At 72.9% G+C, this 13641-nt stretch carries 11 protein-coding genes; 7 read left to right on the top strand and 4 right to left on the bottom strand.

Annotated elements, in window-relative coordinates:
• The first annotated feature begins 73 nt into the window (after window positions 1-73).
• Window positions 74-1594 (top strand): aldehyde dehydrogenase family protein, encoded by a 1521-nt coding sequence (locus tag ACYVI6_RS01945; protein ID WP_460444752.1) that lies wholly within the window; start codon window positions 74-76, stop codon window positions 1592-1594.
• Here ACYVI6_RS01945 and ACYVI6_RS01950 read toward each other — a convergent pair.
• The 3 genes from ACYVI6_RS01950 to ACYVI6_RS01960 are packed head-to-tail and all read right to left on the bottom strand — an operon-like array spanning window position 1562 to window position 4707.
• Window positions 1562-2614, bottom strand: a complete 1053-nt coding sequence (locus ACYVI6_RS01950) for a LacI family DNA-binding transcriptional regulator (protein WP_460444753.1) — start codon at window positions 2612-2614, stop codon at window positions 1562-1564. The two genes, ACYVI6_RS01945 and ACYVI6_RS01950, sit on opposite strands and share 33 nt — an antisense overlap.
• Before the next feature lie 10 nt (window positions 2615-2624).
• Window positions 2625-3797: an MFS transporter gene (locus ACYVI6_RS01955; protein WP_460444754.1), complete on the bottom strand. Its 1173-nt coding sequence runs from the start codon at window positions 3795-3797 to the stop codon at window positions 2625-2627.
• A 4-nt stretch (window positions 3798-3801) separates the two neighbouring features.
• Window positions 3802-4707, bottom strand: coding sequence for an ABC transporter substrate-binding protein (locus ACYVI6_RS01960; RefSeq protein ID WP_460444755.1), 906 nt, complete (start codon window positions 4705-4707; stop codon window positions 3802-3804).
• A gap of 222 nt (window positions 4708-4929) precedes the next feature.
• Between ACYVI6_RS01960 and ACYVI6_RS01965 the strand changes: the two genes are divergently transcribed.
• From ACYVI6_RS01965 to ACYVI6_RS01980, 4 genes are read left to right on the top strand one after another with little or no spacing between them, the layout of a single operon-like run.
• Window positions 4930-6177: an amino acid ABC transporter substrate-binding protein gene (locus ACYVI6_RS01965; RefSeq protein ID WP_460444756.1), complete on the top strand. Its 1248-nt coding sequence runs from the start codon at window positions 4930-4932 to the stop codon at window positions 6175-6177.
• A 4-nt stretch (window positions 6178-6181) separates the two neighbouring features.
• Entirely contained in the window at window positions 6182-7060 is an 879-nt protein-coding gene (locus ACYVI6_RS01970; protein ID WP_460444757.1) for a branched-chain amino acid ABC transporter permease, read from the top strand.
• Window positions 7057-8934: a branched-chain amino acid ABC transporter ATP-binding protein/permease gene (locus ACYVI6_RS01975; RefSeq protein WP_460444758.1), complete on the top strand. Its 1878-nt coding sequence runs from the start codon at window positions 7057-7059 to the stop codon at window positions 8932-8934. The genes ACYVI6_RS01970 and ACYVI6_RS01975 overlap by 4 nt, the downstream gene beginning before the upstream one ends.
• Complete coding sequence (locus tag ACYVI6_RS01980; RefSeq protein WP_460444759.1) at window positions 8934-9701, top strand: ABC transporter ATP-binding protein; 768 nt, start codon at window positions 8934-8936, stop codon at window positions 9699-9701. The genes ACYVI6_RS01975 and ACYVI6_RS01980 overlap by 1 nt, the downstream gene beginning before the upstream one ends.
• Before the next feature lie 102 nt (window positions 9702-9803).
• Here the strand turns inward: ACYVI6_RS01980 and ACYVI6_RS01985 are convergent, their stop codons facing one another.
• Window positions 9804-11363 (bottom strand): phytoene desaturase family protein, encoded by a 1560-nt coding sequence (locus ACYVI6_RS01985; RefSeq protein WP_460444760.1) that lies wholly within the window; start codon window positions 11361-11363, stop codon window positions 9804-9806.
• A 137-nt stretch (window positions 11364-11500) separates the two neighbouring features.
• Between ACYVI6_RS01985 and ACYVI6_RS01990 the strand changes: the two genes are divergently transcribed.
• Together ACYVI6_RS01990 and ACYVI6_RS01995 are read left to right on the top strand one after the other, a co-directional pair.
• Entirely contained in the window at window positions 11501-12619 is a 1119-nt protein-coding gene (locus tag ACYVI6_RS01990; RefSeq protein WP_460444761.1) for an alpha/beta hydrolase family protein, read from the top strand.
• Window positions 12620-12687: 68 nt separating this feature from the next.
• Window positions 12688-13641, top strand: a complete 954-nt coding sequence (locus tag ACYVI6_RS01995; protein ID WP_460444762.1) for an NAD(P)-dependent oxidoreductase — start codon at window positions 12688-12690, stop codon at window positions 13639-13641.

Raw genomic sequence — 13641 nt, forward strand, 5'->3', positions numbered from 1 at the left:
TCGGCGCTGGACAGGCACCCTGGCACCGGCCTAGCGTGGCCCGGCAATCGTTTGCGAAGCCAGGAGGTCGACGATGACCGTCGAGGAGCAGGTGCAGCCCGTGGTGCCCGAGGCGCCGGGCAGCGACCGGGTGTGGGGCGCGTTCGTGGGCGGCGAGTGGGTGCTGCCCGAGGGCGGCGAGACCTTCACCGTGCACGAGCCGGCGACCGGGCGGGCCATGGGCGAGGTGCTGGTGGCCACCGACGAGCTCACCGACCGCGCCGTCCGCGACGCCCGCCGGGCGTACGTCGAGGGCTGGCGCGACCTCACCCCCCGCGAGCGCGGTGCGGTGCTGCGCAAGGTCGCCGCGCACATCCGCGCCCACGCCGACGAGCTCGGCGAGCTGGAGGCCCGCGAGGTCGGCAAGCCGCGCCGCGACGCCCTGCGCTTCGACGTCTCGTTCGCGTCCGCCGGCTTCGACTTCTACGCCGGCCTCACCGACACGCTGCACGGCGAGGTCATCGACCAGGGCCCGATCGAGGCCCGCGTGCACTACGAGCCGTACGGCGTCGTCGCCGCGATCCTGCCGTTCAACTGGCCGCCGATCCACTTCGCCAAGAAGCTCGCGCCGGCGCTCGCGGCGGGCAACACCGCGGTGATCAAGCCGGGCGAGCAGGCGCCGCTGACGGTGCTGCGGCTGGTCGAGATCGTCAACGAGGTGCTGCCGCCCGGCGTCGTGAACGCGGTGGCCGGTCGCCCGGCCGGTGCGGCGCTGGCCGCGCACCCGGTGGTCGAGCGGATCACCTTCACCGGCGCGACGTCGACCGGCCGCGCGGTGCTGCGGACGGCGGCCGAGAACCTCACCTACGCCACGATGGAGCTGGGCGGCAAGAACGCCGTCATGGTGCTCGACGACGCCGACCTCGACACCGCCGTCGACGTGGTGACCGAGGGGATGTTCTACAACCAGGGCGAGGCCTGCACCTCGACCGCGCGCATCCTGGTGCACCGCTCGCTGCACGACGCGTTCGTCGAGCGGTTCGCCGCGAAGGCGGTGTCGCTCAAGGTGGGTGACGGGCTCGACCTCACCACCGACATCGGTGCGATGGTCGACCGCACGCAGCAGCAGAAGGTGCTGGCCTACCTGCAGACGGCGATCGACGAGGGCGCGACGGTGGTGGCGCAGGGCGAGGTGCCGACCGACGAGCACCTGAAGGACGGCTACTGGGTGGCGCCCACGGTGCTCACCGGCGTGACCCCTGACATGACGGTCGCCCAGGAAGAGATCTTCGGGCCGATCGCCTGCGTCATGGTGTTCGACACGGACGACGAGGCCGTCGAGATCGCCAACGGCACGGCGTACGGCCTCACCGCCGCGATCGTCACGAGCGACCACTTCCGCGCCAGCCGCCTGGCCACGCGGCTCGAGGCCGGGATGATCTTCGTCAACAACTACATGCGGCGCTCGTTCCTCGGCTCGCCGTTCGGCGGCGTCAAGGGCAGCGGCTTCGGCCGCGAGAACTCGCTCGACACCCTCAAGGAGTTCGTGCGCGCCAAGAACGTCCGGTTCCCGTCGGGCCGGTCACCGATCCCGACGTGGCCGCCGGTCGACTGACCGCTTCGGCGCCGGGCCGGTCGACTGCCGGACGACGAGCGTCGGCGGCAGCAGCACCGACCGCGCGTGCCGGTCGGGGTCGTGGATCGACTCCAGCAGCAGGCGAGCGGCCTCGGTGCCGAGCTCGTAGTGCGGCACCCGCACCGTCGTGAGCGGGGGCCGCAGCTTGTCGAGGAACGGCATGTCGTTGAACCCCACCACCGACAGGTCGCGGGGGCAGTCGATGCCGCGCTCGGCGAACACGTCGTAGCAGCCGAGCGCCTGGAGGTCGTTGCCGGCGACCACGCCGGTGAAGCCGAGCCGGGCGTCGAGCAGCTCGCCGAGCGCGCGCGCCCCCTCGGCCTCGGACCACTGGCTGCAGCGCGCCACCAGCGCCGGGTCGTCGTCGACGCCCAGATCGCGCACCGCGTGCCGGAACGCCCGCGCGCGCGCCACGCCGGTCGACGTCGTCTCGGGCCCGGCGAGGTGCGCGATCCGGGTGTGGCCGAGCTCGACCAGGTGCCGCACCGCCAGCTCGATGCCGGCGGCGTCGTCGGCGGCCACGGCCGGCACGTCGAGGTCGTCGACCCGGCGGTTCACCTGCACCATCGGCTTGTGCTGCTCGTGCAGCCGCTCGAGCAGCGGGTGCTCGCGACGCGCGGTGGCGACGATCAGGCCCTCGACCTGCCGCGACACGAGCGACTCGATCTGCGCCTGCTCGCGCCGCGGGTCGTTGTCGGTGTTCACCAGCCAGGCGTTGTAGCCGGCCGCCGCGAGCCCGTCCTCGATGCCGCGCACGATCGGCGGGAACAGCGGGTTCGTGAGGTCGGGGATCACCACGCCGACCGTGGTGGAGCGCGCGGTCTTCAGGCTGCGGGCGATCGGGTTCGGCTGGTACCCCAGCGTCTCTGCGGCCTTCAGCACCCGCTTTGCCGTCTCCGAGTTCACCAGCCGACGGGTCGACGGGTTCAGCGCCCGCGAGGCCGTCGCGGCGTGGACGCCCGCCAGCTCCGCGACGTCCCGGAGCGTCGGCGGCTGCATCCGGCGGAGTCTAGGGCTCGGTGGGTGCGCGCCGCTCCCAGCCGCGCCGACCCCGGGTGGCGAGCAGCGCCAGCGGCACGGTGAGCACGGTGGCGACGACGAACACCGTGCGCCAGGCGCCGCGGTCGACGGCCGCTCCGGAGGCGAGCGCGGCGAGCGCGCTGCCGAGGAACAGCGACCCGGCGAACAGCGAGACGACGGTGGCGCGCGCGCCGGGCAGCACCTGCGTCGCCCAGGTCTGCAGCGACGAGTGCATGGATGCCCAGGCCAGGCCGAGCAGCACCGCGGCGACCAGGCCGGCGACCGGCGTCCGCGAGACGACGAGGACGCCGCAGCCGGCCAGCGCCGCCACCCCGCCGAGCGCGATGAGCTGCGAGCTGGGGCGGGTGCGCGACGCCCGGCCGGTCAGCTGCGCGAAGCCGAGCACCGCCACGCCGTACGCCGCGGTCACCCCGCCCGACAGCGCCGCCCCGGCACCGGTGGCCTCGACGGCGGGCGGCAGCAGCGTCAGCACGCCGAGGAGCACGCCGCCCTCGACCAGCGCGAGCAGCAGCACCAGGCGCGTGGGTCCGGAGCGGGCCGCGGTGACCAGCGGCGCGAGCAGCCCGTCGTCGCCACGGACGCGGGGCGGGTGCGGCAGCCGACGCAGCAGCACCACCAGCGCGAGCGAGATCACGCCGGTCGCCACGAACGCCCAGCGCCAGCTGGCCACCTGGGCCAGCACGCCGGCGCCGGCCGAGCCGAGCGCGGTGCCGATCGCGACGCCCACCATGAGGTCGGTGACGTCGCGCTGGCGCCGCTCTGCGGGCACGGTGTCGCCGAGGTAGATGAGCGTCGCGGGGAACGCCGCCGCGAAGCACGCGCCCGCGACGCCGCGGGTGACGCCGAGCGCCAGCACGCTGCCCACCGACGCCGACACGACGGTGGCGACCGCGGCCAGCAGCAGCGACAGGCGCATGGTGCGCACCAGGCCGAGCCGGTCGGACACCATGCCCCACACCGGTTGCATCAGCCCGTACGCGAGGAAGTACGCGCCCGCGGCGTGCACCACCTGCGTCAGCGGCACGTCGAGGTCGCGCGCGATCGCCACCAGCACCGGCGCCATCGCGAACCGGTCGAGGGTGGCGACGAACGCGGTGCCCTGCAGCAGCCGCAGCGTGCCGCGAGGCCCCTCGCTGCTCACCGGCTCACGCGGACGCACCCTCGACGACCAGGCCGGACGTCGGGTCGAGGGCGGCGTCGAGGTGCGGGCCGGGCAGGTGCGTGCGCCGCAGCTCGACCAGGGTGCGCAGGGCGGCCGGGTCGACCAGACCGTCGAGCACCAGGCCCTGCTCCGGATCGGCGAGCTGCGCGACGTACCGGTCGGCGAGCGCGGCCGGAAGCCCGAGCGCGTCGACGGCCTCGTCGACGGCGTCGTCGTGCAGCTCGCCCGACACGATCGCCCGCGCCGTCTCGGTCAGGACCCGCCCGAGCGCGGTCGCCGCGGTCAGGTGCGCCTCGCCGGCGACCGCGAGCACGGTGCCGAGGTAGGGCGACCGGACGTCGGTGAGCCGGCCGAGCCGGGGCGCGCCGCCCTGCTCGGCCAGCAGCTCGTTGCCCGCGTTGAGCATCGTGGCGTCGCAGCGGCCCTCGAGCAGCGCCTCGAGCCGGCGCGGCGTCGAGCCGAGCGCCACCACCTCGTACGAGCCGGGCTCGAGGCCGGCGTCCCGTGCCAGCTCGTACATCCCGAAGGCAAACCCCGACGTGGCGACGTCGACCCCGAACACCCTGCCGCGCAGCGACTCCGGGTCGGACGGGTCGAGACCGGGTCGCAGGTGCAGGGCGAGTCCGAGCCCGCGGTCGATCGCCGTCACGATGCGCACGTCGGCCCGCTCGCCGAGCGGGTTCGCCGGGTCGAACCGGTAGGCCACGACGTTGTCGGGGCTGGTCAGCGCGGCGTCGAGCTCGCCGGCGAGCAGCGAGCGGAACTGCCCCGGCGACGACGCGACGGGCGTCTCGGTGACTCGCAGGTCGTGCTGCTCGAGGCGACCGCTGCGACGCGCGACGCGCAGCAGCACCGACGGGCTGAACGAGCCGACGACCAGCTCGGGCACGGGCTGCCTCCTGGGCGGTGGGGCGTGGCGGCACCGGCTTCCGGGTGCCGACGTCCGGACGATACTCGCACTCGATTGCAGTCTGCCGGATCGTGATGCTCTCGTGCCACGGCAGCGACTCCGTGACCCTTGACACACCTCTCGGCACCCCGGCATGATCCGCAGCAGCAATCGATTGCGGTGCCTGCACCGCGGTCGCCTCAACGAGGAGGGCTCCCCATCATGGCTCGCTCCACCGCACCCCGTCGCAGCGGCCACGCGCTGCGCGCCGCGTCCCTCCTCGCCGTCGGCGCCCTCGCGCTCTCGGCCTGTGCGGGCACCCGCCCGTCGGAGGCCGCCAACGACACCAGCAAGCCGCTCGTCATCGGCATCTCCCTGCCGTTGACCGGTGACTTCAGCCAGCCGGGCAGCGAGGCGAAGCGCGGCTACGAGGTGTGGGCGAAGCAGGTCAACGGCGCCGGTGGGCTGCTCGGCCGCCAGGTGCAGCTGAAGATCGTCGACGACGCGAGCAGCCAGGACACGGTGGTCAGCGACTACACGAAGCTCATCACCCAGGACAAGGTCGACCTGGTGCTCGGCACCTTCTCGTCGCTGCTGAACTACCCGGCGTCCGCCGTCGCGGAGAAGAACGGCATGACGTTCGTCGAGCCGGCCGGCGGCGCGCCGAACATGTTCACCCGCGGCTTCAAGCACCTGTTCTTCGCGCAGCCCGCGACGGCCCCGCACCAGGCCGACGTGTTCGTCGACTACCTGAAGGCGCTGCCCGAGGCGGAGCGGCCGAAGACGGCGGCCTACCCGACGCAGGACGACCCGTTCGCGACGCCGGTCATCGAGTCGATGCAGAAGCAGCTCGAGGCGCTCGGGGTGAAGACCGTCTACACCTCGACCTACCCGGCCGACACCACGAACTTCCAGACCATCGCCAGCCGGCTCGCTGACAAGAAGCCCGACCTCATCGCGCAGGGCGCGGTGTTCGAGGACGGCGTCGGCCTGGTGCGCTCGCTGAAGCAGCTGAACTACTCCCCGAAGATGCTGTTCCAGACCTCGGCGCCCAGCAACGCCTCGCAGTACAGCGACGGCATCGGCAAGGACAACACCGAGGGCGTCTTCTACACGGTGAGCTGGAACCAGAACGCCAAGACGCCGAACAACCCCGAGTTCGTGGCCGCCTACAAGGCCGCCTACGAGGACGCCGACCCGGCCGAGGACGCCGCCGACGCGTACGCCGCCGCCGAGGTGCTGGCCGCCGCGACGAAGGCCGTGGGCAAGATCGACCAGACGAAGATCAGCGAGTGGCTGCACGCCAACGAGGTCAGCACGATCCTCGGGCCGCTCAGCTGGGAGCAGACCGGCGAGCCGAAGGGCAACTTCCTGCTCGCGCAGTGGCAGTCGGGCACGGTGCAGGTGGTGGCTCCCAAGGAGGCTGCCACCACCGACAAGACCGTGAACAGCAAGCCGGGGTGGAAGTGATCGCATGACGCAGCTGGCACAGGCGCTGATCCTCGGCCTGCTCATCGGCGGGGTGTACGCGCTGATGGCCTCCGGGCTGACGCTGATCTTCGGCGTCATGCGCATCATCAACATCGCCCAGGGCGCGTTCCTCATCCTGGTCGCCATGTTCACCTGGTGGCTCTGGACGCACACCGGCATCGACCCGATCCTCGCGTCGGTGATCACCACCCCGCTGATGTTCGGGTTCGGCTGGATCGTCTACCGGGTGGTCATCTCCCGGATCCGCGACTCCGGACCGTCGATGTCGGTGCTGCTCACCTTCGGCTTCGCGCTGGTGGTCGAGGGCGTGCTGAACCTGGTGGCGGGCAACAAGTTCAAGTCGGTGACGCCCTCGTACTTCGAGGAGTCGTTCCGCATCGGCTCGCTCTCGCTGCCCAAGACGCAGGTCTACGGGTTCGTCGCCGCGGTCGTCGTGCTGGTCGCGCTGTACGTGGTGCTGAGCCGGACGTGGACCGGCCGGGCGATCCGGGCGACGTCGCAGAACCCGTCGGGTGCCGCGCTGGTCGGCGTCGGCGCGGCGGGGACGGCGGCGCTGGCCTTCGCGCTCGGCAGCGCCACGACCGGCGTGGGCGGCTCGATCCTGTCGGTGCTGTACCCGTTCTTCCCCGCGTCGCACTACGACTGGATCTCGCGGCTGCTCGGCATCGTCGTCCTCGGCGGGCTGGGCAGCCTGCCCGGCGCGATGGTCGGCGCGCTGGTGCTGGGGCTGGCCGAGACGATGACCGCGACGTACTGGTCGCTGCAGTGGTCCTCGCTGGTGTTCTACCTGGTGATCCTCGTCGTCCTGCTGTTCCGGCCCCAGGGCGTGTTCGGCGCCCGGTTGCGTGAGGACGCCGCATGACCTCGTTGGTGCAGCGTGCGAAGGGCTGGCCGCGGCAGCACGTCGTGGCGGCCGTGGCGTTCCTGCTGTTCGCGCTCTACCCCGTGCTCAACCCGTGGCAGCCGTACCCGCAGGGCGTGCTGCTGCTGGCGTTCCTGCTCGCCATCCAGTCGTCGAGCTGGAACATCATCTCGGGCTACGGCGGCTACACCTCGCTCGGCCACAGCATGTTCCTCGGCCTCGGGTCGTACACCGTGGCGATCCTCGCGCTGCACCTCGGCGTGAACCCGTTCCTGCTGGCGCCGCTCGGCGGCATCACCGCGGTCGTCGTCGCGGTGCTCATCGGCTCGGTGGTGCTGCGCACCAGGGGGCACGCGTTCGTCATCATCACGATCGCGATGCTGCTGGCCCTGCAGGTGCTCGCCACGAACCTGCGCTCGCTGACCAAGGGCTCCGACGGCATCACGCTCGACCTGCCGTTCTGGAGCCGCGACTTCCAGAACATCCCGTTCTACTACGCGCTGCTCGCGCTGCTGCTGCTCACGGTGCTGTTCAGCGCCTGGATCCGCCGCACCAAGTTCGGCACCGGCCTGGTCGCCATCCGCGAGGACGAGGGCAAGGCGGCGTCGATCGGCGTCAACACCACCCGCTTCAAGATCGTCGGGTACGGCGCGAGCGCGTTCTTCATCGGCGTCGCCGGCGGGGTCTACGCCTACTACCTGACGTTCCTCAACCCGGTGGGGTCGTTCGCGATCCTCGGCAGCGTCACGATCGTGCTGGCGGCGCTGGCCGGCGGTCGCGGCACCCTCTACGGCCCGGTGGTCGGCGCGTTCCTGGTGCAGCTGGTCAGCGAGGGCGCCACGGTCTACGGCGGCGGCAGCGGGTCGAAGGTGCTGGTGTTCGGCGCCGCGCTCGTGCTGGTCGTGCTGTTCATGCCGAACGGCCTGCTGCCCACGATCGAGAAGGCGTGGCGCAAGCGGCACCCGATCGAGACCGAGTACACCGACCAGGCGGGCGCGCTGTCGCGGGCACCGTTGTCGGTGCGCGAACGTGCGCTCGACGAGGCAGGTGCCGCGGCGCAGGACGAGCTCGCGGCGGGCGAGGTGCTGCTCGACGTCCGCGGCGTCAGCAAGCGCTTCGGCGGCCTGGTCGCCGTCGACCACGCCGACCTGCAGGTGCGCAAGGGCAGCATCACCGCGCTCATCGGTCCGAACGGCTCGGGCAAGACGACGCTGTTCAACCTGATCACCGGCGGCATGTCGGCCGACTCGGGTGAGATCTGGTTCGAGGGGCAGCGCATCGACGGCATGCCGCCGTGGCAGCGCGGGCACCTCGGGCTGGGCCGCACGTTCCAGGTGACGCGGCTGTTCAAGGACATGACGGTGCAGCAGAACGTCGTGGCGCCGCTGCCCGACTCGCGCTGGCGCACGATGTTCGCCGACGCCGTCGGCGGCCACGAGGCGCAGCGGGCCCGCGAGCTGCTGGACGTCGTCGGGCTCGGCCGCTTCGCGAACAGCCCTGCCGGGTCGCTGTCGTACGGGCAGCAGAAGCTCGTCGAGCTGGCCCAGGTGCTGATGCTCGAGCCGCGGCTGGTGCTGCTCGACGAGCCGGCCGGCGGCGTGAACCCCTCGCTGCTCGGGCGGCTGACCGAGGTGATCCGCGAGCTGAACGCGCGCGGCGTCAGCTTCCTGGTCGTCGAGCACAACATCCCGCTGGTGCTCGACCTGTGCGACCCCGTCGTCGTGTTCTCGCGCGGCACGCCGATCGCCGAGGGCCCTCCGGGGCAGATCCGCGAGGACCCGGTCGTGCTCGACGCCTACCTCGGCGACGACTGGCGTCCCTCGCAGGCCAGTGGCGCCGCCGAGACCGTCGTCGCACAGGGTGGAGGTCGCTAGTGCTCAACCTCAGCGGGGTGGTCGCCGGGTACGGCGGCGGCAACGTGCTGCAGGGCGTCGACCTGCACTGCGCCGACGCCACCATCACCTGCATCGTGGGACCGAACGGCGCCGGCAAGTCGACGGTGCTGCGCGTCATCAGCGGGCTGCTGCGCCCGTCGTCCGGCGAGATCGTCATGGACGGCCACGAGGTGCACCGGATGGGGCCCGACGAGGTGCTGCGCCGCGGCATCACGCAGGTGCCGCAGTCGCACGCGCTGTTCCCCTCGATGTCGGTCGAGGAGAACGTGCTCATGGGCGGGTACCTGATCCGCCGCGACCGCAAGCTGCTGGCCGAGCGGCTCGACCAGGTGCGCACCCGCATCCCGATCGTCGCCGACCGGTCGCACGACAACGCCGGCAACCTCTCGGGCGGTCAGCGCCGCATGGTCGAGATCGCCCGCTGCCTGATGCTCGACCCGAAGGTGATGCTGCTCGACGAGCCGTCGCTCGGCCTCGATCCCCGCAGCCTCGCCGGCGTGGCCGACCTGGTGCACGAGCTGCACGAGGCCGGCACCACGGTGCTGCTGGTCGAGCAGAACGTGCGGCTCGGCCTCGGCCTGGCCACGCACGGCGTCGTCATGGAGGGTGGCAGGGTGCGCCTCACCGGCACGGCGGCCGAGGTGCGCGACCACCCCGAGATCGCCGCGCTGTACCTCGGCGGCGGCACCCCCAGCGCCCCGGCGTCCGCCCCCGCGCCCACGCAGCCCTCCGTCACCACCCCCTGACCCTTTCCGCGCGTCAGCCCGGTCTGCGCACGTCAGCCCGCTCCCCGGACCCCGTGGAGCGGGCTGAGCCGCGCAGAGCGGGCTGACGCGCGCAAAGGGGGTTCAGGTGGGGCCCATGACGGACGCCGGGTCGAGGCCGAGGTGCTGCAGGACGGCGCGGGCGGTGTTGCGGCCGGGGCGGCCGCTCACGGAGCCGCCGGGGTGGCTGGTCGAGCCGGTGAGGAACAGGCCGTCGACGGACGTCATGTAGTCGGGCCAGCCGGGGAGCACCTGGCCGTCGGACAGCAGGAACTCGCCGCCGTGGCACGAGCCGCCGAGGTTGTGCACGTTGTGGGCGGCGACGTCGACCGGCGACTCGGCGCGGACGGCGAGGACGTCGGCGTCGTCGACCCCGTGCAGGCGCTCGGCGACGCGGGCGACGAGCTGCTCGGCGTACGCGTCCTTGGTGTCGCTCCACGGCCGGCCGTCGGCGCGGTCCCACGGGGCGATGGTCAGGATCTTGAACGTGCCGCAACCGTCGGGCGCGCGGCCGGGGTCGACGACGGTCTGGTTCACCACGAGCAGCCACGGGTCGCGGGCGTCGGGTTCGCCGCGCCAGAAGGCCTCGAGCTGCGCCGCCACGCCGTCGGCGCCGCCCAGCCCGTACGCCGCCGACCGCGTGCCGCCGGGGGTCGAGAGGTCGCCGCGCAGGGCGGCGTGCACCGCGAACACGCTCAGCCCCGGCCGCCAGGCGTCGCGCGCGGCCTCGGCGTCCGGAACGGGTGCGTCGAGCAGCTCGGGCAGCCGAGCGAGGTGGCTGCTGGTCACCACCGCGCGGCGGGCCGTCACCCGGCGTCCGTCGTGGGTGCGGACGGCGACGGCGCGACCGTCCTCGACGTCGATGCCGGCGACGGCCGCGTCGACCGCCACCGAGCCGCCGTGGGCGGCGAGCTGGCGCAGCAGGGCCTCGGGCAGCGCGACCGACCCGCCGATCGGCGTCGACCAGCCGAACCGCAGCCGGCCGGCCGTGATGGACGACGGCAGCACCCCGGTGCCGGGCCGTCGCACGTCCTGGATGGTGGCCATCGACAGCCACAGCACGAGCGACCGGACGACGGGGTGCTCGAAGCGCTCGTGCACGACGTCCCAGGCGCTGCGGGCCTTGAGCCGCAGGTACTCCGCATCCTGCGGCGTCCCGCCGAGCGGGAGCCCGGAGCTCCAGCGGCCGTGCACCGCGGCGAGCCCACCGGTCCACTCGGTGACGAGCGCGCGGAACGCGTCGGCGTCGCGCGGCGACCAGCGCGCCAGCTCGGCGCACGTGCGGTCGAGGTCGCGGTGCACGACGAGCTCGTCGCCGTCGGCCTGCGGCAGCACCACGGCCGGGTCGGTGTGCACGTACCGCAGGCCGTGGGTCGACAGCAGGCCCAGCTCGTCGTCGAGGAGCAGCGGGTTCGACTGCACCAGGACGTGTGCCGACGAGCACGAGTCGTGCCGGAACCCGGGCAGCGTGAGCTCCTCGGTCACGGTGTTGCCGCCCACGACCGGACGCGCCTCGAGCACCAGCACCTGCAGGCCGGCGGCCGCCAGGTAGCCGGCGCAGACCAACCCGTTGTGCCCGGCTCCTAGCAGCACGACGTCGACCTCGTCGGGCAGCACCGCACCGGGCTGGAGGGGCTGCGGCACGGGCACTTCAGCGGTCTCGACCACTGCGACCTCCAGGCTCGTCGTCCTTGACAGCGTGCCCACCATGCAGCAGGCTGCACTCGATTGCAATAGCCGTGCAGCGCGGCACGGACGAGCCCCGGACGGAGGGTCCTGCGATGGAGCAGGTGGACGAGCGGGTCGCCTCGGCGGTGGCCCACTGGGCACCGAGGTTCACCACCAACGGGGTCACCGTGGCCGACTTCGAGCGCATCACGAGCGGCCTGACGTCGTGGGACGACTGGTGCGCCGCGTGGTCCGCCGTGGGGGCCGAGCACCGCGCGCTGGGCGAGGCCGCGCTCGAGCAGGGCCGCACCGTCTCGGCCGGCGAGCACCTGCGCCAGGCCGCGCTCTACTTCCACTTCGCGAAGTTCCTCTTCGTCGACGACCTCGACCAGATGCACGCCGCGCACCGCAGCGCCGTCGAGTGCCTCGACGCGTCGCTGCCGCTGCTGTCGCCACCCGGCCGCCGGCTCGACATCCCGTTCGAGGGGACCCGCCTCGCGGGCGTGCTGCGGCTGCCGGACGGCGCGGGTCCGCACCCTGTGGTGATCCTGCTGTCGGGTCTCGACTCGACGAAGGAGGAGCTGCGCACCACCGAGGACACGCTGCTCGCCCGCGGCCTCGCGACGTACGCCGTCGACGGCCCGGGGCAGGGCGAGGTCGAGGCTCACCTGCCGATCCGCGGCGACTGGTCGGCGCCGGCGGCCGCGATCGTCGACGCGCTGACGGCGGTGCCCGAGCTCGACGCCGAGCGCATCGGCGTCTGGGGCGTGAGCCTGGGCGGCTACTACTCGCCGCGGGTCGCGGCCGAGCTGGGCGACCGGGTGCGGGCGTGCGTCGCGCTGGCCGGGCCCTACGACTTCGGCGAGTGCTGGGACCAGCTGCCCGTCGTGACCCGCGAGGCGTTCCGCGTGCGGTCCGGCAGCGAGACCGACGCCGACGCCCGGCAGGTGGCGCACACGCTGAGCATGAAGGGTCAGGCCGAGCGCATCACCGCACCGCTGCTGGTGGTGTTCGGTCGCAAGGACCGGCTGATCCCGCCGGAGCACGCCGAGCGGCTGGTCGCCGAGGTGACCACCGACGTCGAGCTGCTGATGCTCGACGACGGCAACCACGGCTGCGCGAACGTCGCCCCGTGGCACCGGCCGCGCACCGCCGACTGGCTGGCCGAGCACCTCGGGGGTCGCGTCACCGCGCCCGCCGGCACCACCGAGACCGGGCCGAGCGCCGCCTAGCCACCCACCGCACGAGCCGGTCGTCCGACGGCCGCTTGAGCAAACGATTGCAGAAAGATGGGGAAGCCATGACCGACGAGAGCGTGACGACGGCACCGCGGGTGGGGTGGATCGGCTGCGGCCGGATGGGCTTCGCGATGGCCCGCCGGCTGGCCCGGGCCGGGGTCGACGTCTCCGCCTGGAACCGCACGCGCTCGAAGGCCGAGCCGCTCACGGCGGACGGCGCCACGGTCGTCGACGCGATCGCCGACCTGCGCGGGCACGACGTCGTGTTCACGATGGTCTCGACGTCGCAGGACCTGCTGCAGGTGCTGCTCGGCGACGACGGTCTGCTGGTCGACGCCGAACGGCTGCCGCGCGTCGTCGTCGACTGCTCGACGGTGTCGACCGAGGCGTCGGAGCAGGTGCGGGCAGCGTGCGTCGAGCGCGGCATCGCCTTCCTCGCCTCGCCGGTCAGCGGCAACGGCAAGGTCGTGAAGGCCGGCAAGCTGAGCCTCGTCGCGTCCGGACCGGAGGAGACGTTCGAGCAGGTCGCGCCCCTGCTGCGGCACATCGGCCGGCACGTCACGTACGTCGGCGAGGGCGACCTGGCGCGGCTGGTGAAGATCTGCCACAACCTGTTCCTCGGCGTGGTGACCCAGTCGATGGCCGAGATCACCGTGCTCGCGGAGAAGGGCGGCGTGCCGCGCGCGGCCTTCCTCGACTTCCTGAACAACAGCGTCATGGGTTCTGTGTTCACCAGGTACAAGTCACCGGCGTTCGTGCACCTCGACTACACCCCCACCTTCACCCCGCTGCTGCTGCGCAAGGACTTCGACCTCGGGCTCGCGGCCGCTCGGGCGCACGACGTCCCCATGCCGATCGCCGCGGCCACCGCGCAGCTGGTGCAGTCCAGCGTGGGGAGCGGCCGCGTCACCGAGGACTTCGCGATCCTGCTCGACCTGCAGGCGCAGGCCTCCGGCCTCGAGCTGAAGCCCGAGGACGCCCAGGTCGACGACGGCCTCGCCGAGGAGCAGCCGTGA

Source organism: Angustibacter aerolatus, from assembly GCF_054776675.1.

Excerpts from the sequence above, each read along its gene's own strand:
- ACYVI6_RS01945 (WP_460444752.1), top strand. The coding sequence starts at position 74 with ATGACCGTCGAGGAGCAGGTGCAGCCCGTGGTGCCCGAGGCGCCGGGC.
- ACYVI6_RS01950 (WP_460444753.1), bottom strand. The coding sequence starts at position 2,614 with ATGCAGCCGCCGACGCTCCGGGACGTCGCGGAGCTGGCGGGCGTCCAC.
- ACYVI6_RS01965 (WP_460444756.1), top strand. The coding sequence starts at position 4,930 with ATGGCTCGCTCCACCGCACCCCGTCGCAGCGGCCACGCGCTGCGCGCC.
- ACYVI6_RS01970 (WP_460444757.1), top strand. The coding sequence starts at position 6,182 with ATGACGCAGCTGGCACAGGCGCTGATCCTCGGCCTGCTCATCGGCGGG.
- ACYVI6_RS01975 (WP_460444758.1), top strand. The coding sequence starts at position 7,057 with ATGACCTCGTTGGTGCAGCGTGCGAAGGGCTGGCCGCGGCAGCACGTC.
- ACYVI6_RS01990 (WP_460444761.1), top strand. The coding sequence starts at position 11,501 with ATGGAGCAGGTGGACGAGCGGGTCGCCTCGGCGGTGGCCCACTGGGCA.
- ACYVI6_RS01995 (WP_460444762.1), top strand. The coding sequence starts at position 12,688 with ATGACCGACGAGAGCGTGACGACGGCACCGCGGGTGGGGTGGATCGGC.